The following is a 20193-nucleotide window of genomic DNA, read 5'->3' as shown; positions in this document are numbered from 1 at the left end:
AATGGTTTTGGGCCTGCTGCGCAGTCCAGCGGGAGCAAGCTCCCTCGCCACAGGGTATGACGAAAACCACTGCCCGACAGAGGCAGAGAACCTCAATAACCGTGAGGCAAAAAACCGTGATCGAGACCCTGAACCATCTCCCGCATCCGCACGAAAGCGCGGCCGCCCTCGCCGGCCATTTCACTGATCTGGCGCCACCGCTCAACGCCCGGCAGGCGCATCTGGAAGCCTCGCGCTGCCTGTATTGCTACGACGCCCCGTGCGTCAACGCGTGCCCCAGCGAAATCGACATTCCGTCGTTCATCCGCAATATCCATCAGGACAACGTGCCCGGTGCGGCGCAGAAAATTCTTTCGGCGAACATCCTCGGCGGCAGTTGTGCGCGGGTATGCCCCACGGAAATCCTCTGCCAGCAAGCCTGCGTGCGTAACAACGCCCAGGAATGCGCGCCGGTGCTGATCGGCCTGCTACAGCGCTACGCCGTGGACAACACGCACTTCACTGAACACCCGTTTCAGCGCAGCGCCGCTACCGGCAAACGCATCGCCGTGGTCGGCGCCGGGCCGGCGGGGTTGTCCTGCGCCCACCGCAGCGCGATGCACGGGCATGACGTGGTGATTTTCGAAGCCCGGGAGAAGGCTGGCGGCCTTAATGAATACGGGATCGCCAAGTACAAACTGGTCGACGACTACGCGCAGAAGGAGCTGGATTTCCTCCTGCAGATCGGCGGCATCGAAATCCGTCACGGACAGAGGCTCGGCGAGAATCTGACCCTCAGCGAGCTGCATCAGCAGTTCGACGCGGTGTTCCTCGGCCTCGGTCTCAATGCCAGCAAACAGCTCGGCCTGCCCCACGAGGACGCGCCCGGCCTGCTCGCCGCCACCGACTACATCCGTGAACTGCGCCAGGCCGATGACCTGACGCAACTGCCACTGGCCGAGCGCTGCATCGTCCTCGGCGCCGGCAACACCGCGATCGACATGGCCGTGCAAATGGCCCGCCTCGGTGCCCGCGATGTGAATCTGGTGTATCGCCGCGGTGCGGCGGACATGGGCGCCACCGGTCACGAACAAGACATCGCCAAAGCCAATCAGGTGCGCCTGCTGACCTGGGCGCAACCGGAGGAAGTCCTGCTCGACGATCAGGGCCATGTTCGCGGTATGCGTTTCGCTCGTACCGAACTGGTCGACGGTCGCCTGCAAGGCACTGGCGAAACCTTCGAACTGGCCGCCGATGCGATTTTCAAAGCCATCGGCCAGGCCTTCGACAGCAGCGCCCTCGCCGACCCGCTGGCCCGCGAACTCAAGCGTCAAGGCGAACGGATTCAGGTCGATGACCACCTGCGCACCAGCATTCCCGGCGTGTATGCCGGCGGTGACTGCACCAGCCTCGATCAGGACCTCACCGTGCAAGCCGTACAGCATGGCAAACTCGCCGCCGAGGCGATCAACGCGCAACTGATGCTCAACGTGGAGGCTGCGTAAATGGCCGATCTCTCGATAGTCTTCGCCGGCATCAAAGCCCCCAATCCATTCTGGCTGGCCTCCGCGCCGCCGACCGACAAGGCCTACAACGTGGTGCGCGCCTTCGAGGCCGGCTGGGGTGGCGTGGTCTGGAAAACCCTCGGCGAGGACCCGGCAGCGGTCAACGTCTCGTCGCGCTACTCGGCACACTACGGCAACAACCGCGAAGTGCTGGGGATCAACAACATCGAACTGATCACCGACCGCTCGCTGGAGATCAACCTGCGCGAGATCACTCAGGTCAAGAAAGACTGGCCGGATCGCGCGCTGATCGTCTCGCTGATGGTGCCGTGTGTCGAGGAATCGTGGAAACACATCCTGCCGCTGGTGGAAGCCACCGGCGCCGATGGCATCGAGCTGAATTTCGGTTGCCCGCACGGCATGCCCGAGCGCGGCATGGGCGCGGCGGTCGGTCAGGTGCCGGAATACGTCGAGCAGGTCACCCGCTGGTGCAAGACCTATTGCTCGCTGCCGGTGATCGTCAAGCTGACGCCGAACATCACCGACATCCGCGTCGCTGCCCGCGCTGCGCATCGCGGTGGCGCCGATGCGGTGTCGCTGATCAACACCATCAACTCGATCACCAGCGTCGATCTGGAACACATGGTCGCCCTGCCCACCGTCGGCAGCAAAAGCACCCACGGCGGTTATTGCGGTTCGGCGGTCAAGCCGATTGCACTGAACATGGTCGCCGAGATCGCTCGTGATCCGCAGACCCAAGGCCTGCCGATCTGCGGCATTGGCGGCATCGGCAGTTGGCGTGATGCGGCGGAATTCATGGCGCTGGGCAGCGGCGCGGTGCAGGTGTGCACGGCGGCGATGCTGCATGGTTTCCGGATTGTCGAGGAGATGAAGGACGGGCTGTCGCGCTGGATGGACAGTCAGGGCTACGCCAGCATCAGTGAGTTTTCCGGCCGCGCGGTGGGCAATACCACGGACTGGAAGTACCTGGATATCAACTATCAGGTCATCGCCAAGATCGATCAGGAGGCCTGTATTGGTTGCGGGCGCTGCCACATTGCTTGCGAAGACACTTCACACCAGGCGATCAGCAGCCTGAAACAGGCTGACGGCACGCATAAATATGAAGTGATCGATGATGAGTGTGTCGGCTGCAATCTGTGCCAGATCACCTGCCCGGTGGCGGACTGCATCGAGATGGTGCCGATGGAGACGGGCAAGCCGTTTCTGGACTGGAATCATGATCCGCGCAATCCGTACCATGTCTCCCCTTAAGGTCGGCGGCGTCTGAATTGACGCCTTCGCGAGCAAGCCCGCTCCCACATTTGGAATGCATTTCAAAATGTGGGAGCGGGCTTGCTCGCGAAGGGTTCATCAGCTTCAACCCATCAATCAGGGTTCCAACCCGATCCCGCGCAAAATCACACTGGTCACCGTCTGCACCGCCCGCTCGAACTGCATGTCCGACAGCGGTTGATGCTCGTTCAAAATATTCACCTGATGATCGAAGTCGGCATAGTGCTGGGTCGAGGCCCAGATCATGTACAGCAGGCTCGACGGTTCCACCGGCAGAATCCGCTTGTCCTCGACCCACTGGCGGATCTTCGCTTCCTTCATTTTCGCCCACTCATACAGGCTGACATCCAGCGCCTCACCGAGGGTCGGCGCGCCGTGGATGATCTCGTTGGCCCAGACTTTCGAACCATAGGGCCGGCTGCGCGAGTGGTTCATCTTGGCGCGGATGTAACTGCTGAGCACCACCCGCGGGTCATCGAACATCTCAAAGCACAGCGCGTCCTGTTTCCACACCTCCAGCAGGTCGAACAGCACCGCGCTGTACAGTTCGCTTTTGGTCGAGAAGTAGTAATGCAGGTTGGAACGCGGCAGCTGCACTTCGGCGGCGATGTCGGCCATGGCGGTGCCGCCGAAACCTTTTTCGGCGAAGACTTTTTCCGCCGCCAGCAGGATTTTCTCGACGTTACTGCGACGAATCTCGATCTTGTGATTGCCCATGAGGGCTCCCTGACAACGACGTTGTTGAAGACTAGCATCCGCTCTGGTCTGGGGGCGACCGCTGTAAATAAAACTTCGTGCGCAAGTCTGCGGATGGCTAAACTGGCATTTCTTTGTCCTGCCTCAGAGGTATCCGCGATGCTGTTCAAGAATGTCCTGACCACCACTGCCCTGCTCGCTTCGCTGTTCGCCGCATCTTCGGTTTTCGCCCACGCCCACCTGAAAAGTGCAACGCCGGCCGCCGACAGCACCGTCGCCGCACCGGCCGATCTGCGCCTGACTTTCTCCGAAGGTGTCGAAGCCAGTTTCACCAAGGTCAGCCTGACCCACGATGGCGCCCCGGTGGCGATCAAAGCGCTGACCACCGAGAACGAAAAGAAAACCCTGATCGTCACTCCCGCCGCACCACTCGACGCCGGTGAATACAAAGTCGAATGGCACGCGGTGTCGGTCGATACACACAAGAGCGAAGGCGCCTACACATTCAAGGTCGGCCAATAATTCATGAGTGAAGCGCTGGTGCTGTGTCGCTTTGTGCATTTCAGCGCGGTATTGATGGTGTTCGGCGCCTGGCTGTTCCGGCCGCTGCTGCTCAAGGCGCCCGTGCCGACACTGGATCGGCATCTGACACAACTGGCGCGCTGGCTGACGGCGATTGCGCTGTTCAGCGGTGTCACCTGGGCGCTGTTGATCACCGCAAGCATGGCCGGCTCGGCGGCGGCCGCGTTCGACCCGGACACCATTGAAGTAGTGCTCGGCAATACCTTTTTCGGGCAGGTCTGGCGCTGGCATCTGCTGATCAACGCGCTGTTGCTGGCGTTGTTATTTACACCTTGGCGATCGAGCGTGCCGTTACGCCTGGGCTTGAGCGGATTGTTGCTGGCGACGCTGGCACCGGTCGGTCACGGTGCGATGCTCGATGGTCTGAGCGGGCAACTGCTGATTCTCAACCAGATCATTCACCTGACGTGCGTGGCCGCATGGCTCGGCGGGTTGTTGTTGCTGGTGTTGATCCTGCGTCAGCCTGGCGAAGCGATAAGCCGGATCCTGCAACGCTTCAGCGGTGTCGGTTACGCGATCGTTGGGGGGCTGCTGATCACCGGGCTGATCAACGTACGCGTGCTGACCGGCCAATGGTGGCCGACGCCCTTGTTCGCCGGGTTTGCCTTGATTCTGCTGATCAAGGCGTTGCTGGTGGCAGGCATGCTCGCCCTGGCGCTGTTCAACCGCTTGCGGATTGATGATTGTGAACAGCGGATGGGCGCGCTCAAGCGCAGTGTGGTGCTGGAGTGGCTGTTGGGGATCGGTGCGGTTGCCGCCGTGTCGCTACTCGGTACCCTGCCGCCGATGATTGCAACCTGAAAGCGCCGCGACTCCCTTGTAGGAGTGAGCCTGCTCGCGATAGCGGTATATCAGTAAACGCCTCAGTGACTGAGATAACGCTATCGCGAGCAGGCTCACTCCTACAGGGGATCTGTGGAGGTCAATGCGGTTGTGTGTCGCCCGCTGCAGTATCGATGCTGACCACCACCGACATCCCCGGTCGCAGGCGTTCCTCTTCCTGCTGGCCCTCATCAATGGTGATCCGCACCGGCACTCGCTGGGCGATTTTCACGAAGTTGCCGGTGGCATTGTCTGCCTGCAACAACGCGAATTCAGAGCCGGTTGCCGGTGAGATGTGCTGCACATGGCCAGTGAATCTGCGGTGGTTCAGTGCATCGACGGTGAAGCGCACCGGCTGCCCGACCCGCACGTTGTCCATCTGGGTTTCCTTCATGTTGGCGATCACCCATTTCTGGTTCGGCACCAGCGCCATCAACTGCGCCCCGGAGTTGACGTAAGCGCCCAGGCGCACACCGATCTGCCCGAGCTGGCCGTCACGCGGGGCGACGATGCGGGTGTTCGACAAATCGATTCGCGCCAGTTGCACCGCCGCTTCAGCGCTGGCAACTGCCGCTTCCAGCGAGCCGCGATTGACGATCACCGTTTGCAGGTCCTGACGGGCGATTTCCAGGTTGGCCTTGGCCTGCGCCACCGCCGCAATGCCCTGCGCGTTGGCCGCCAGGGCCACGTCCATTTCGCGCTTGGACACCGAACCGTCGCTCACCAGCTCCTTGTTACGGCGCAGATCCGCCTCGCTTTTGCGCAACTGCGCTTCACTGTCGGCCACCACCGCCTGACGCAGCTTGATCGTCGCTTCGGCGCTGTTGCGTTGCTGCACCACATTGGCCAGCGAGGCCTTCTGCACTGCCAGTTGCGCCAGTGCCTGGTCGAGGTGCTGCTGATAAATCCGGTCGTCCAGGCGCACCAGCAAATCGCCGGCCTTCACGTACTGGAAGTCCTGCACCGGCACTTCAAACACGTAACCGCTGAGTTGCGGGCCGATGATCGTCACCTGGCCGCGCACCAAAGCGTTTTCAGTGGTCTCGACCGCGCTGCTGAACGGCGGCAACTGCCAGGCGTACAGCACGATCAGTACGCCGATGATGGCAATCGCGGCAAAGCCCAGCGACGAGATGACCCGCACCCGCAACGAGCGTGGCTCGGTGTTCGGCGAGGACGGCGGCGCCACGCCTTCCGGGGTGGCGGCGATGGCATTGGTGGTTGTGGTGGTCGGTTCGGTCATGAATTGGAGGCACCGCTAGGAGGTACGGAAGGCGCTGGGTCGACGGCTTTGGTGGTGCTCATCAGCCACAGCGCACGAATGGACAGCCAGATCATGGTCAGCACCGCAATCACGGCGATCAGCATGAACACATCGTTATAGGCCAGTACGTTGGCTTCGCGGGTCGCCGCGTTGGACAGACTGCGAATCCCGGCCAGATTGCGCAGGCTCGGGTCGGCCAGCAAGGAGCCATAGGCCGAACCGCCGCTCTGCACGCGGGCAGACACCAGCGGATCGGACAACGTCAGGTGCTCGACCAGGTGACTGGAGTGGAATTTCTCGCGCACGATCTGGAACGTGCCCAACAACGCCGCGCCGAGCAAGCCGCCGAGATTGTTGCAGATCCCGAACAACACCGAAAAACTCACCAGGTTGCGCGGGTTGGTCAGCACGTTGCGCGTGCCGAAAACCATGGTCGGGCCGAGGAAAAACGTGCTGCCGAAGGCCAGCAGGAACTGACTGAAATACAGGTTCGCCGGGCGGGTCAGGTTATTGGAAAAACTGTCCATCACCGAACCGGTCGCCATCAGCGCCAGCGAGATGATCAGCGGCATCAGCAGATGCTTGGGATCGATGGTCAGCGCGCTGGTCGCCAGCCCGGCAACGCTGCCGATCAGCATCACCACGTACAGGCTGTGCAACTGCTCATAACCCATGTTGAGGTTCTGCATGAAACCGACGGCGCCGGTGGACTGCTCCGACGTCACCATGCGAATCAGGGTCACCGCCAGCGCCAGGCGGATCATCGTGCCACTGCCGAGCCAACGGGTCATCAGCATCGGGTTGCTGCGATTGTGCTCGATCGCCAGTCCCGCGAGGATCAGGGCAATCGAGGCCGCCAGCGCATAGCCGATCCAGTTGGCCTCCAGCCACCAATCGATCCGCCCCAGCGACAACACCGCGCAAAGCAGTGCCACGCCGCTGGCGAGAATCGCGAAGGTGAGAAAATCCAGCGGTTCGAAGGTCTTGAAGCGGTCACCGGGCGGCAACTTGAGCAACAGCACGCAGCCCAGCGACAGCAACGCCATGCCCAATTCGAACAGGTACAAGCCGCGCCATTCGGCAATCTGCAGCAAGTCCTCGGAGAACAAGCGCGCCAGCGGCAAGGCCAGTTGTGAGGCGCCGAGCCCGAGCACCAACGCCTTCAGCCGCCACTTGGCCGGAAACGCCTGGATCATGTAATACAGACCCAGCGAACTCAGTGCCGCACCGACCATGCCGTGCGCCGCACGCACCGCGATGGCCGAGCTCAAGTCGTTGACGAACAGGTGGCCGAAGGTCACCAGCGCATACAGCACCAGAAACACTTCGGTGAATGCACGCAGGCCGAACTGCTGACGAAACTTCACCAGCAGCAGGTTCATCGACACGTTGGTCATCACGTAGGCGGCCGGCAGCCAGGCCATCTCCGCCGTAGTCGCGCCCAGCGCGCCTTGCAGGTAAGGCAGGTTGGCGACCACCAGCGAGTTGCCCAGACCACCGGTCACCGCCACCAGCAACCCGACCAGCGCATAGGCCAGGCGCTTGGGGTTGGAGTGCAGCGGCGTCGAGGGGGAACCGGGCAGACTGGGCTTCTCGTGTGGCTGCCAGTTGCGCGGGGCGTATCGATCCATTGAAAGGCCTTGTTTGGGGATGTCTGAGTTTGCCGCAATCAACGACAAAACACACATCCCCTGTAGGAGTGAGCCTGCTCGCGATAGCGCAGTGTCAGTCAGCATCAATGTTGAATACTAAACCGCTATCGCGAGCAGGCTCACTCCTACAGGGTCAAATGTCGGACCGGGAGTTTTGTGTCAGGCGCGCAGCATCATGTAAGCCGCGACCACCAGGCACACACTGGCAAAGCCCACCTGCAACGTCCGCGCCGGAACCCGGGCGCAGAGTTTGCGGCCGATGATCATGCCGACAATGCTGGCGATGATGAACGCCACGCCAAGGCTGTCGATGCGCACTCCGGCATGGAAGGAGCCGATCACGCCAATGGCGGAAATCAGGCTGATCACCATCAACGACGTCGCAACAATGCCGCGCATCTGCACGTCGGTCAGTTGCTTGAACGCCGGGACGATCAGGAAGCCACCGCCGACGCCGAGCAGTCCCGACACCACGCCCGTGACCGCGCCCAATGCCGCCAGTGTCGCGGTGCATTTGGCGGTCCAGTCGAAACGCCCGGTCTCTTCATTCAGCATGCAGTTTTTCTGGCCCCAGCTCGCGTGGCCGTGATCGCTCGGCCATTCGTGCTGACGCTCACGGCGCAGCATGCGCCAAGCGACCATGACCATCAGCAGGCTGAAGAGGATCATCAGAATCTTCTCAGGCAACTGGTGCGCGAAATAAATCCCCACCGGCGAAAAAACCGCACCGAGCGCCGCAATCAGCAGCGCTGCGCGATAGCGCACCAGCCCATGGCGCAAGCCATCAATCGCCCCGACCGCCGCCGCACTGCCGACCGCAAACAACGCGACCGGCGCCGCTTGCGTCATCGTCCAGCCAAGGCCCAGCACCAGCGCCGGCACCGCGAGAATCCCGCCGCCCGCCCCGGTGAGCCCGAGAATCAACCCCATCAACACGCCAAACAGACTTGCCAGCAACATAGGATTTACTCAGTCAACCTTGGACAGACCAGTCAGCCACTCGCGGCCCTTGAGCATGCCGTTCCAGTAGAACCACGGCAGCAGCGTCGCCTTGAGAAACCACGCCGAGCGGCGCGGTACGGTCGCATCGAGCGCGAAGGTCGGCAGCAACTTCCCGCCGTAGCCGAACTCGGCGAGGATCACCTTGCCCTTCTCCACCGTCAGCGGGCAGGAACCGTAGCCGTCGTACTTCAGCGGCATAGGCTTTTGCTTGCGCAGCGCCAAAAGGTTTTCCGCGACCACCACAACCTGCTTGCGCACGGCCGCAGCGGTTTTCGCATTGCTAGTGCCGCAGATGTCGCCAATGGCGAACACTTCCGGGTAGCGCAGATGCTGCAGGCTGTGCGGGTTCACTTCGCACCAGCCGCCAGCGTCGGCCAACAAGCTCTGAGCGATGAAATCCGGCGAGACTTGCGGCGGCACGACATGCAGCAGATCGAAGCTTTTCGCCTGGGTGGTGACGTTGCCGTCAGCGTCCTTGATCTCGAACCACGCGGTTTTCGCCGGGCCGTCGACCTTGACGAGGTTGGCATTGAAGGCCAGTTGCGCGTTGTACTTTTCGATGTACTTCATCAGTGGCGGCACGAAGGTCGCGACACCGAACAGCGCCGCGCCGGCCAGGTTGAATTCGACGTCAATGTTGTTCAGCACGCCGGTTTTGCGCCAGTGATCGCAGGACAGGTACAACGCTTTCTGCGGTGCCCCGGCGCATTTGATCGGCATCGCCGGCTGGGTGAACAGCGCCTTGCCGCCGCGCAGTTTCTGCACCTGATCCCAGGTGTACTGCGAATGCTGATAGCTGTAATTGGAGGTCACGCCATGCTGGCCGAGGCTTTCCTGCAAGCCTTCGATCTTCTCCCAGGCCAGACGCAAGCCGGGACAGACGATCAGGTTTTGGTAGCTGACGCGGCGTTGATCGTTGAGGGTGAGTTGACGTGTGTCGGGATCAATGGCGGTGACTGCCGCTTGAATCCAAGTGGCCTGACGCGGCATCACCTGGCCCATCGGTCGTGCGGTGTCCTTGACGTCATAGGCGCCACCGCCGACCAGCGTCCACGCCGGTTGGTAGTAATGCTGGGCGCTTGGCTCGATCACAGTGATTTTCAGAGTGGGATCACGCTTGAGCAGACTGGCGACGAAGCCGATGCCGGCGGTGCCGCCGCCGATGACCACGATATCTGCACTGATGGATGGGCCCCAGTGTTGATCGTTCATTGCTTGTTCCTTATTGCTGCACGCAAGGATTTCTTGGCCTTCACATAAAATCAATGTGGGAGCGGGCTTGCTCGCGAAAACGGTAGATCATTCAACATTAATGTCGACTGATACGACGCCTTCGCGAGCAAGCCCGCTCCCACAGGGGATGGAGGTGTTAGCTGACATTTATGGATGACCCCAGCTCTTGAGCACCGCCCCGCAATACAGCCCGGAGAGGGTTTTCATCACCTGAATCACTTCAGGACTGGCCAAACCGTAAAAGATGTACTTGCCTTCGCGACGAGTCGCCACCAGGCCTTCATCGCGCAGGATGCCCAGTTGCTGGGACAGCGTCGGCTGGCGCACGCCGGTCATTTTTTCCAGCTCGCCGACGTTGCGCTCGCCCTGAGTCAACTGGCAGAGGATCAACAGGCGATCCTCATTGGCCAGCGCCTTGAGCAGCGTACAGGCCTTGGAGGCGGACGCCCGCAATTGGGCGACTTCACATTCGGTCAGACTGGATTGCATTTGCACGATGCCTTCAACGTCACTTAAGCTGCGAACATTATGTTTTTAGATAAAGTGTTGCAACCCATTTCCCTTGTTCAGGTTCGTGTCCATGCCCGCGCAGATTGAAGCTTTCCTCGACCCCGCCTCCTCGACCTACAGCTATGTGGTCTATGAAGCCGATGGCGGGCAGTGTGCAATCGTCGATCCGGTACTCGATTACGACGGCGCCGCCGGGCGCACCTGCACGGTGCAGGCCGACAAAATCATCGCTTTCGTCCGTGAACACCGCTTGCAGGTGCAATGGCTACTGGAAACCCACGCCCACGCCGATCACCTGTCAGCCGCGCCGTACCTGCGCCGCGAACTCGGCGGCAGGATCGCGATCGGCCAGTCGATCAGCAAAGTGCAGAACGTGTTCAAGGCGCTATTCAATCTGGAACCGGAATTCTGCGTCGACGGCTCGCAGTTCGATCACCTGTTCGCCCCGAACGAGTCGTTCATGATCGGCAACCTCAAGGCCACCGCCCTGCACGTCCCCGGCCACACCCCGGCGGACATGGCCTACCTGATCGATGGCGAACAGATTCTGGTCGGCGACACGCTGTTCATGCCTGACGTCGGCACCGCCCGCTGCGACTTCCCAGGCGGCAACGCGCATCAATTGTTCAATTCGATCCACAAACTGCTGGCCTTCCCCGCCAGCGTAAAACTCTACGTCTGCCACGACTACCCGCCCGAAGGCCGCACCGCGCAATGCCAGACCACCGTCGGTGAGCAGCGCAGGAGCAATATTCATGTGCATGACGGAATCGATGAGGCGGCGTTTGTCGAGATGCGTACCAAGCGCGATGCGGGGCTAGGCATGCCGACACTGTTGCTGCCGGCGATTCAGGTGAATGTACGGGCGGGGAATTTTCCAGCGGCCGAGGATAACGGTGTGGTTTATCTGAAGGTGCCGATCAACAAGCTTTAAAGCAAAAGATCGCAGCCTGCGGCAGCTCCTACAGGAGTATCACTTATGCGTGCCCGGTGTAGGAGCTGCCGCAGGCTGCGATCTTTTGATCTTCAAGACCCCAACGTCAACCCATTCGCCGGCAACGGCAGTGCCGTCTTGTAGCGCACCTGCTTGAGCGCAAAGCTTGAGCGGATGTTCGCCACCCCCGGCACCTTGGTCAGAAAGTCCATCATGAACCGCTCCAACGACTGAATGGTCGGCACCAGCACCCGGATCAGATAGTCCGGGTCGCCGGCCATCAGGTAGCACTCCATCACCTCGGGGCGGTCGGAGATCGCCTCTTCGAAATGCTGCAACGCTTCCTCGACCTGTTTCTCCAGGCTGACGTGAATGAACACGTTCACGTGCAGGCCCAGCAGATCGGCATCCAGCAGCGTCACCTGTTCGCGAATCAGGCCTAATTCTTCCATCGCCTTGACCCGGTTGAAACACGGTGTCGGCGACAGGTTCACCGAGCGCGCGAGGTCGGCGTTGGTGATGCGCGCGTTCTCCTGAAGGCTGTTGAGAATGCCGATGTCGGTACGGTCCAGTTTGCGCATGAGACAAAACCACCTGTTTTTTATGTTTATGCAGATTTTCTATCTGCAAATCGTCTCCAGCGCAACGAAACAGAGAGAAATATTCTTCTTGGCCGGGCCTATGATTGTTGTAGGACAAGATTTCTTTCACCCAAGAATGATTGCCAGCTCACTACAAGAAATTCACAAGATCGAGCGTAGAAGCCATGACCCAAGCGTATGAACCGCTGCGTCTGCACGTCCCTGAACCCTCGGGCCGCCCAGGCTGCAAAACCGACTTCTCCTACCTGCATCTGACCGATGCCGGCACGGTGCGCAAACCTTCCATCGACGTCGAACCTGCCGACACCGCCGACCTGGCGCGTGGGCTGATTCGGGTGCTCGACGATCAGGGCAACGCCCTCGGCCCCTGGGCTGAAAACGTGCCGGTCGAGATCCTGCGCAAGGGCATGCGCGCCATGCTCAAGACGCGGATCTACGACAACCGCATGGTGGTCGCCCAGCGGCAGAAAAAAATGTCGTTCTACATGCAGAGCCTTGGCGAGGAAGCCATCGGCAGCGCCCAGGCCCTGGCCTTGAACATCGACGACATGTGCTTCCCGACCTACCGTCAGCAAAGCATTTTGATGGCCCGCGAAGTACCGCTGGTCGACCTGATCTGCCAACTGCTGTCCAACGAGCGTGATCCGCTCAAGGGCCGGCAGTTGCCGATCATGTACTCGGTTAAGGACGCCGGTTTCTTCACCATCTCCGGCAACCTCGCGACCCAATTCATTCAGGCCGTCGGCTGGGGCATGGCTTCGGCGATCAAAGGCGACACGAAAATCGCCTCGGCGTGGATCGGTGACGGCGCCACCGCCGAATCGGACTTCCACACCGCCCTCACCTTCGCTCACGTTTACCGCGCGCCGGTGATCCTCAACGTGGTCAACAACCAGTGGGCGATCTCGACCTTCCAGGCCATCGCCGGCGGTGAAGCCACCACTTTCGCCGGACGCGGCGTCGGTTGCGGCATCGCCTCACTGCGGGTCGATGGCAACGACTTCTACGCGGTCTACGCCGCTTCCGCCTGGGCTGCCGAGCGCGCCCGGCGCAACCTCGGTCCGACCATGATCGAATGGGTCACCTACCGCGCCGGCCCGCACTCGACCTCCGACGATCCGTCGAAATACCGTCCTGCCGATGACTGGAGCCACTTCCCGCTGGGCGACCCGATTGCCCGCCTGAAGCAACACCTGATCAAGGTCGGCCACTGGTCGGAAGAAGAGCACGCCGCCGTCAGCGCCGAACTCGAAGCCGAAGTGATTGCCGCGCAGAAACAGGCCGAACAGTACGGCACCCTCGCCGGCGGGCAGATTCCAAGCGCCGCGACCATGTTCGAAGACGTCTACAAAGAGATGCCGGAGCACTTGAAGCGCCAGCGTCAGCAGTTGGGGATCTGACATGAACGATCACAACAACAATATTCAGTTGGAAACCGCCATGACCACGACCACCATGACCATGATCCAGGCCCTGCGCTCGGCCATGGATGTGATGCTTGAGCGTGACGACAATGTGGTGGTGTTCGGTCAGGACGTCGGCTACTTCGGCGGCGTGTTCCGTTGCACCGAAGGCCTGCAGACCAAGTACGGCACCTCGCGGGTGTTCGACGCGCCAATCTCCGAAAGCGGCATCGTCGGTGTCGCCGTGGGCATGGGCGCTTACGGCCTGCGTCCGGTGGCCGAGATTCAGTTCGCCGACTACGTCTACCCGGCTTCCGACCAGATCATTTCCGAAGCGGCGCGTCTGCGTTATCGCTCGGCCGGCGAGTTCACCGCGCCGATGACCCTGCGCATGCCCTGCGGCGGCGGGATCTACGGCGGCCAGACCCACAGCCAGAGCATCGAGGCGATGTTCACTCAGGTCTGCGGTCTGCGCACGGTGATGCCATCCAACCCGTATGACGCCAAAGGCCTGCTGATCGCCTCCATCGAAAATTATGACCCGGTGATCTTCCTCGAGCCGAAACGCCTGTACAACGGCCCGTTCGACGGCCACCACGACCGTCCGGTAACCCCGTGGTCGAAACACCCGCAAGCCCAGGTGCCGGACGGTTACTACACCGTGCCGCTGGACGTTGCCGCAATCACCCGTCCGGGCAAGGACGTGACCGTGCTGACCTACGGCACCACCGTGTACGTCTCGCAAGTTGCCGCTGAAGAAAGTGGCGTTGACGCCGAAGTCATCGACCTGCGTAGCCTGTGGCCGCTGGACTTGGAAACCATCGTCAAGTCGGTGAAGAAAACCGGTCGCTGCGTGGTGGTCCACGAAGCCACCCGCACCTGCGGTTTCGGCGCCGAACTGGTGTCGCTGGTGCAAGAGCATTGCTTCCATCACCTGGAAGCGCCAATCGAACGCGTCACCGGTTGGGACACCCCCTACCCGCACGCGCAAGAGTGGGCGTATTTCCCAGGGCCGTCCCGAGTGGGCGCGGCGTTGAAACGGGTCATGGAGGTCTGAATGGGCACGCACGTTATCAAGATGCCGGACATCGGCGAAGGCATCGCAGAAGTAGAACTGTCGCAGTGGCACGTCAAGGTCGGCGACCTGGTGGTTGAAGATCAGGTGCTGGCGGATGTGATGACCGACAAGGCGATGGTCGATATTCCATCGCCGGTACACGGCAAGGTGATTGCGCTCGGCGGTCAGCCGGGTGAAGTGATGGCGGTCGGCAGTGTGCTGATCAGCATCGAAGTAGAAGGTGCCGGCAACTTGAAAGAGTCCGCCGCGCCAGCACCTGTTGCCGCGAAAGAGCCCCCTGTTGCAGCGAAAGTTGAAGCGGTAGTCGAGAGCAAACCTGCTGCCGCTGCTGCACCGCGCCCGGCTCCGGTTTGCCAGGGCCCGATGGTTGCCCGTGAAGCCGATGAACGTCCGCTGGCCTCGCCGGCCGTGCGCAAACATGCGCTGGATCTGGGCATTCAATTGCGTCTGGTACGCGGCACCGGCCCGGCCGGTCGCGTGCTGCACGAAGACCTCGACGCTTATCTGGCCCAGGGTCAAACGAACGCTTCGGCGCCGGCAACTGCCGCGTACGCCCAGCGTCACGATGAGGAGCAGATTCCGGTAATCGGCATGCGCCGCAAGATCGCCCAGCGCATGCAGGACGCCACGCAGCGTGCCGCGCATTTCAGCTACGTCGAGGAAATCGACGTCACCGCGATTGAAGAACTGCGCGCGCACCTCAATGAAAAACACGGCGCCAGCCGTGGCAAGTTGACCCTGCTGCCGTTCCTCGTCCGCGCACTGGTCGTGGCCCTGCGCGACTTCCCGCAGATGAACGCGCGTTATGACGACGAAGCCCAGCTCATCACCCGCCTCGGCGCAGTGCATGTCGGCGTCGCCACGCAAAGCGACGTTGGCCTGATGGTACCGGTCGTGCGTCACGCCGAGGCGCGCAGCCTGTGGGACAGCGCCACAGAAATCTCGCGTCTGGCTAACGCCGCACGCAATGGCAAGGCCAGCCGCGACGAACTGTCCGGCTCGACCATCACCCTGACCAGCCTCGGAGCGCTGGGCGGCATCGTCAGCACGCCAGTGCTGAACCTGCCGGAAGTGGCGATCGTCGGCGTAAACAAAATCGTCGAACGCCCAATGGTCGTCAAAGGCCAGGTGGTGATCCGCAAGATGATGAACCTCTCCAGCTCCTTCGATCACCGCGTGGTCGACGGCATGGACGCGGCGCTCTTCATCCAGGCCATCCGTGGCCTGCTCGAACAACCCGCGACCCTGTTTGTGGAGTGATGCCATGCAAACCTTGAACACCACGCTGCTGATCATCGGCGGCGGCCCCGGCGGTTACGTCACGGCGATCCGCGCCGGACAACTGGGCATTTCGACGATTCTGGTCGAAGGCCAATCGCTGGGCGGCACTTGCCTGAACATCGGCTGCATTCCATCGAAAGCGTTGATTCACGTGGCCGAGCAGTTCCACCAGACCCGCCATCACAGCGAGCATTCGGCGCTGGGCATCAGCGTCTCGGCACCAACCCTCGACATCAGCAAGAGCGTCGAGTGGAAGGACGGCATCGTTGATCGCCTGACCACCGGCGTCGCCGCGTTGCTGAAAAAGAACAAGGTTCAGGTGATCCATGGCTGGGCCAAGGTCGTTGACGGCAAAACCGTCGAGGTCGGCGACACGCGCATCCAGTGCGAGCATCTGGTGCTGGCCACCGGTTCGACCAGCGTCAACCTGCCGATCCTGCCGATCGGCGGGCCGATCATCTCCTCCACCGAAGCACTGGCGCCGAAGTCCATGCCGAAACGCCTGGTGGTGGTGGGCGGCGGTTATATCGGTCTGGAGCTGGGCATTGCTTACCGCAAGCTCGGCGCCGAGGTCAGTGTGGTCGAGGCGCAGGATCGTATCCTGCCGGCCTACGACGCCGAACTGACCCAGCCAGTACACGAAGCACTGAAGCAACTGGGCGTGAAGCTCTATCTCAAGCACAGCGTGCTGGGTTTCGACGGCACCTTGCAGGTGCGTGAGCCGAACGGCGACACCCTCAATCTGGAAACCGATCAGGTGCTGGTGGCGGTTGGTCGCAAACCGAACACTCAAGGCTGGAACCTCGAAGCGCTGAACCTGGACATGAATGGCTCGGCGATCAAGATCGACAGCCGCTGCCAGACCAGCATGCGCAACGTCTACGCCATCGGCGACCTGAGCGGCGAACCGATGCTCGCGCACCGCGCCATGGCTCAGGGCGAAATGGTCGCCGAGCTGATCAGCGGCAAGCACCGCGAATTCAACCCGACCGCCATCGCCGCGGTGTGCTTCACCGACCCGGAACTGGTGGTGGTCGGCCAGACCCCGGACGAAGCCAAGGCTGCGGGGCTGGACTGCATCGTTTCCAGCTTCCCGTTCGCTGCCAATGGCCGGGCGATGACCCTGGAATCGAAAAGCGGCTTCGTGCGCGTGGTCGCGCGTCGCGACAATCATGTGATTGTCGGCTGGCAGGCGGTCGGGGTTGGCGTATCGGAGTTGTCGACCGCGTTCGCGCAAAGCCTGGAAATGGGCGCGCGCCTGGAAGACATCGGCGGCACCATTCATGCGCATCCGACCTTGGGTGAAGCGGTGCAGGAAGCAGCGCTGCGTGCTTTGGGGCATGCACTGCATCTGTAAACGCTGAACCCCTGTGGCGAGGGAGCTTGCTCCCGCTGGGCTGCGAAGCGGCCCCAAACCCAGCCACCCCTGTGCACCTGAAGCACCGCGGTGTCCGGTTTTACCAGTGCTGCGCACTGGAGCGGGAGCAAGCTCCCTCGCCACAAAAGAGGTGAAACATGCAGGAATGAAGGGGGTTTAGTAAGCAAGCTACTATTTTTGCCATCCCTCCATCGTCCGGGCTGCGAAACCGCTCAAGAATGAAGTATTGTTGTGCCCATCCAAAAAAACGTCAGAAGCCTTGAACCGTTTCGACGGTTGTTCAGTGATAGAGGGTGTCATGGGTAACGAAAGCATCATTTGGGACAAGCTGGGTTTTGACTACATCAAGACCGACAAACGCTATCTGTCGTACTTTCGCAATGGCGAGTGGGACAAAGGCACCCTGACCGAAGACAACGTGCTGCACATCAGCGAAGGCTCGACTGCCCTTCACTATGGCCAGCAGTGCTTCGAAGGTCTGAAGGCTTATCGTTGCAAGGACGGCTCGATCAACCTGTTCCGTCCAGACCAGAACGCCGCTCGCATGCAACGCAGCTGCGCTCGCCTGCTGATGCCGCACGTGTCGACCGAGCAGTTCATCGAAGCGTGCAAGGAAGTGGTTCGCGCCAACGAGCGCTTCATCCCGCCATACGGCACCGGCGGCGCGCTGTACCTGCGTCCGTTCGTGATCGGTGTGGGTGACAACATCGGTGTGCGTACCGCGCCGGAGTTCATCTTCTCGGTGTTCGCGATCCCGGTCGGCGCCTACTTCAAGGGCGGCCTGACGCCGCACAACTTCCAGATTTCCAGCTTCGACCGCGCCGCCCCACAAGGCACCGGTGCGGCCAAGGTCGGTGGCAACTACGCCGCCAGCCTGATGCCGGGCTCTCAGGCCAAGAAAGCGCACTTCGCTGACGCCATCTACCTGGATCCGCTGACCCACAAGAAGATCGAGGAAGTCGGTTCCGCCAACTTCTTCGGGATCACCCACGACAACAAGTTCATCACTCCGAACTCGCCATCCGTGCTGCCGGGCATCACCCGCCTGTCGCTGATCGAACTGGCGAAAACTCGTCTGGGCCTGGAAGTGGTGGAAGGCGACGTGCTGATCGACAAGCTGTCGGACTTCAAGGAAGCCGGTGCTTGCGGTACCGCTGCGGTGATCACGCCGATCGGCGGGATCAGCTACAACGACCATCTGCACGTGTTCCACAGCGAAACCGAAGTCGGCCCGGTCACTCAGAAGCTCTACAAAGAGCTCACTGGCGTACAGACCGGCGACATCGAAGCGCCAGCGGGCTGGATCGTCAAGGTTTGATCTGACGGCCGCTGATGCACAAAAGCCCCCATCGAGTGATCGATGGGGGCTTTTTCATGGGCGCTGTTGCTGTAGCCACTCAATGAACACTTTGGTGTGCGCCGACGCTTGCGGGGCAACGCCGTAGTAATAGCGTGGCAGCGGCATGCGCAGATCCGGCAACGGGCAGAGCAGGCGACCACTCGACAAATGTGTGCCGAGCAGTGTGGTCGGACACAGTGCGATGCCCTCTCCCGCCACGGCAGCTTCCAGCACCCGGTGCATGTAATCAAACTGGCGGATCAGCTGAGTGCTGCTCTGGTTCTGGCCAAAATGCATGGCCCAGTGGTGCCAGTCTTCACGCCGCGCCCTGACGGTCAGCAAGGTATGCGCACTGAGGCTGGCGAGATTTGTCAGAGGCAGTCGCTCAATCAATGCCGGCGCCGCGACCATGACCAATTCATCCTCGAACAACGCTTGCGCTTCGAGCGACGGCGCCCAATCGTCACGGCCCCGGCGGATGACAATGTCGAAATCGTCGCGAGCCGGATCCGGCGATTGAGTCTGCGTGACGACCTGGGTGTCGATGTGCGGATGCTGCGCTGAAAAGTCCGCCAAACGAGGTATCAGCCATAACAGGGCGAAGGACGGCCGGACATTGATCCTGATCGTCGGCCGCGCTGCCTGTCGCTTCAACTCGGCAGCCGCGTCGGCAATCTGTGCCAGACCAGCGCTGACTTGCTGATAAAAATGCTCACCCGCCGGCGTCAGCAGCGACTGCCTGATACGCCGTTCAAACAGCAAAACGCCCAAGTGCTCTTCAAGCAGTTTGACGTGGCGGCTGACCGCACTATGGCTGACATGCAGCTCTTCGGCTGCCAGGCTGAAACTTTGATGCCGAGCAGCCACAGCAAAGGCGCGAACGGCGTTGAGCGGGGGAAGTGAATTTTTCATGGGTCTAATTTAGTCACATATGCACTGCATTTAAAGCGTTTGTCAGCGCGTTGTCGCCACGCCAATCTGCCCGCACGCAGACACGCGATTCGACGGAGCAACATCATGCACAGCTACGGACTCTTTGTATTGTTCGCCGCCCTGACCATTTTGAGCCCCGGCCCGGGCGTGGTGCTGACCCTGTCAAACGCCGTGCGCCTGGGCTGGACCGGCGCAGTACCCGGCATTCTGGGCATCGCCTCGGGCGCTTTCGTGGTGGCTGCCCTCAGCGCCACCAGCGTCGGCTTGATCCTCAGCGCCTCGGCCGAGGCGTTTACCGCGCTGAAATACGCCGGGGCTGCGTACCTGTTGTACCTGGGCTTCAAGAGCTGGCGTTCGGATCGTTTCCGTACCCTGCAGCAGGTTCGCCCTTCTCGTCCGGGCTACCGTTTTCTCGAAGCCGCGTCCCTGCAGTTTCTCAATCCGAAAGCGATCTTCTTCTTTCTGGCCGTATTCCCGCAGTTCATCGACACTGAACAGGCTTTTTACCCGCAGTTTTTCAAACTGGTGGCCTCTTACGCGGTGCTGGTGATTCTGGTGCACGGCAGCTATGCCCTGCTCGCCAATGCGGCCAAAGGCTGGTTGTCGAGTCCGAAAGGTTCCTGGCTGGCAGCGAAAGTCTCGGGGGTGGCCTTTGCCGGTTTTGGTCTGTTGATGGCTTCGGCAACCCGCTGAACAACCTGCTC

Annotated in this window: 19 protein-coding genes; 11 read left to right on the top strand and 8 right to left on the bottom strand. The window is 61.3% G+C overall.

All coding sequences use genetic code 11. The features are described 5' to 3' along the window. Positions 1-116: 116 nt before the first annotated feature. Positions 117-1484: an NAD(P)-dependent oxidoreductase gene (locus tag LCH64_RS25650; protein ID WP_226501675.1), complete on the top strand. Its 1368-nt coding sequence runs from the start codon at positions 117-119 to the stop codon at positions 1482-1484. Then, the gene (gene preA / locus LCH64_RS25645; RefSeq protein ID WP_226501674.1) at positions 1485-2759 is read left to right on the top strand and encodes an NAD-dependent dihydropyrimidine dehydrogenase subunit PreA; all 1275 of its coding nucleotides are present in this window, start codon (positions 1485-1487) and stop codon (positions 2757-2759) included. Between the two features lie 117 nt (positions 2760-2876). Here preA and LCH64_RS25640 read toward each other — a convergent pair whose 3' ends face one another. Next, positions 2877-3497 carry a TetR/AcrR family transcriptional regulator gene (locus LCH64_RS25640; RefSeq protein ID WP_201137950.1) on the bottom strand — a complete coding sequence of 207 codons (621 nt, stop codon included), beginning with the start codon at positions 3495-3497 and terminating at the stop codon, positions 2877-2879. Between the two features lie 138 nt (positions 3498-3635). Between LCH64_RS25640 and copC the strand changes: the two genes are divergently transcribed. Both copC and copD read left to right on the top strand, forming a co-directional pair. Next, the gene (gene copC / locus LCH64_RS25635; RefSeq protein ID WP_103520729.1) at positions 3636-3998 is read left to right on the top strand and encodes a copper homeostasis periplasmic binding protein CopC; all 363 of its coding nucleotides are present in this window, start codon (positions 3636-3638) and stop codon (positions 3996-3998) included. A gap of 3 nt (positions 3999-4001) precedes the next feature. Beyond that, positions 4002-4859 (top strand): copper homeostasis membrane protein CopD, encoded by an 858-nt coding sequence (gene copD / locus LCH64_RS25630; RefSeq protein ID WP_226501673.1) that lies wholly within the window; start codon positions 4002-4004, stop codon positions 4857-4859. 121 nt (positions 4860-4980) lie between these two features. Here copD and LCH64_RS25625 read toward each other — a convergent pair whose 3' ends face one another. From LCH64_RS25625 to LCH64_RS25605, 5 genes are all read right to left on the bottom strand, one after another. After that, positions 4981-6123, bottom strand: a complete 1143-nt coding sequence (locus LCH64_RS25625; protein ID WP_226501672.1) for an HlyD family secretion protein — start codon at positions 6121-6123, stop codon at positions 4981-4983. Continuing rightward, positions 6120-7775, bottom strand: coding sequence for an MFS transporter (locus tag LCH64_RS25620; protein WP_226501671.1), 1656 nt, complete (start codon positions 7773-7775; stop codon positions 6120-6122). The genes LCH64_RS25625 and LCH64_RS25620 overlap by 4 nt, the downstream gene beginning before the upstream one ends. A gap of 180 nt (positions 7776-7955) precedes the next feature. Next, positions 7956-8756, bottom strand: a complete 801-nt coding sequence (locus tag LCH64_RS25615) for a sulfite exporter TauE/SafE family protein (protein WP_226501670.1) — start codon at positions 8754-8756, stop codon at positions 7956-7958. A 9-nt stretch (positions 8757-8765) separates the two neighbouring features. After that, entirely contained in the window at positions 8766-10010 is a 1245-nt protein-coding gene (locus LCH64_RS25610) for an FAD/NAD(P)-binding oxidoreductase (protein WP_226501669.1), read from the bottom strand. A 168-nt stretch (positions 10011-10178) separates the two neighbouring features. Beyond that, positions 10179-10520: a metalloregulator ArsR/SmtB family transcription factor gene (locus LCH64_RS25605; protein ID WP_103484670.1), complete on the bottom strand. Its 342-nt coding sequence runs from the start codon at positions 10518-10520 to the stop codon at positions 10179-10181. Positions 10521-10611: 91 nt separating this feature from the next. On the opposite strand from LCH64_RS25605, the gene LCH64_RS25600 reads away from it, so the two are divergent. After that, positions 10612-11475, top strand: a complete 864-nt coding sequence (locus LCH64_RS25600; protein ID WP_045122395.1) for an MBL fold metallo-hydrolase — start codon at positions 10612-10614, stop codon at positions 11473-11475. A gap of 92 nt (positions 11476-11567) precedes the next feature. On the opposite strand, the gene bkdR is transcribed toward LCH64_RS25600, so the two are convergent. Then, on the bottom strand, positions 11568-12056 hold the full coding sequence (gene bkdR, locus LCH64_RS25595; RefSeq protein WP_016985245.1) for a Bkd operon transcriptional regulator BkdR: 489 nt from the start codon (positions 12054-12056) through the stop codon (positions 11568-11570). A gap of 185 nt (positions 12057-12241) precedes the next feature. On the opposite strand from bkdR, the gene LCH64_RS25590 reads away from it, so the two are divergent. The 5 genes from LCH64_RS25590 to LCH64_RS25570 all read left to right on the top strand — a co-directional run bounded on the left by LCH64_RS25590 (position 12242) and on the right by LCH64_RS25570 (position 18535). Further along, a complete protein-coding gene (locus LCH64_RS25590) occupies positions 12242-13477 on the top strand; it encodes a 3-methyl-2-oxobutanoate dehydrogenase (2-methylpropanoyl-transferring) subunit alpha (RefSeq protein WP_003224001.1) in 1236 nt (411 codons plus the stop codon). Position 13478: 1 nt separating this feature from the next. Beyond that, positions 13479-14537 carry an alpha-ketoacid dehydrogenase subunit beta gene (locus LCH64_RS25585; protein ID WP_226501668.1) on the top strand — a complete coding sequence of 353 codons (1059 nt, stop codon included), beginning with the start codon at positions 13479-13481 and terminating at the stop codon, positions 14535-14537. Further along, the gene (locus LCH64_RS25580; RefSeq protein ID WP_226501667.1) at positions 14538-15818 is read left to right on the top strand and encodes a dihydrolipoamide acetyltransferase family protein; all 1281 of its coding nucleotides are present in this window, start codon (positions 14538-14540) and stop codon (positions 15816-15818) included. Between the two features lie 4 nt (positions 15819-15822). Next, on the top strand, positions 15823-17196 hold the full coding sequence (gene lpdA / locus LCH64_RS25575; RefSeq protein ID WP_226501666.1) for a dihydrolipoyl dehydrogenase: 1374 nt from the start codon (positions 15823-15825) through the stop codon (positions 17194-17196). A gap of 319 nt (positions 17197-17515) precedes the next feature. Beyond that, positions 17516-18535 carry a branched-chain amino acid aminotransferase gene (locus LCH64_RS25570; protein ID WP_226501665.1) on the top strand — a complete coding sequence of 340 codons (1020 nt, stop codon included), beginning with the start codon at positions 17516-17518 and terminating at the stop codon, positions 18533-18535. A gap of 54 nt (positions 18536-18589) precedes the next feature. Here LCH64_RS25570 and LCH64_RS25565 read toward each other — a convergent pair whose 3' ends face one another. Beyond that, positions 18590-19468, bottom strand: coding sequence for a LysR substrate-binding domain-containing protein (locus tag LCH64_RS25565; RefSeq protein ID WP_226501664.1), 879 nt, complete (start codon positions 19466-19468; stop codon positions 18590-18592). A 105-nt stretch (positions 19469-19573) separates the two neighbouring features. On the opposite strand from LCH64_RS25565, the gene LCH64_RS25560 reads away from it, so the two are divergent. Next, complete coding sequence (locus LCH64_RS25560) at positions 19574-20182, top strand: LysE family translocator (RefSeq protein ID WP_226501663.1); 609 nt, start codon at positions 19574-19576, stop codon at positions 20180-20182. Positions 20183-20193: the final 11 nt, after the last annotated feature.

Origin of the sequence: Pseudomonas sp. MWU16-30322, assembly GCF_020515535.1 — a bacterium.
GTDB classification, from domain to species: Bacteria; Pseudomonadota; Gammaproteobacteria; order Pseudomonadales; family Pseudomonadaceae; genus Aquipseudomonas; species Aquipseudomonas fluorescens_H.
The sequence above is the reverse complement of the archived record's forward strand: the minus strand, read 5'-3'. Positions and strand labels throughout refer to the sequence as shown.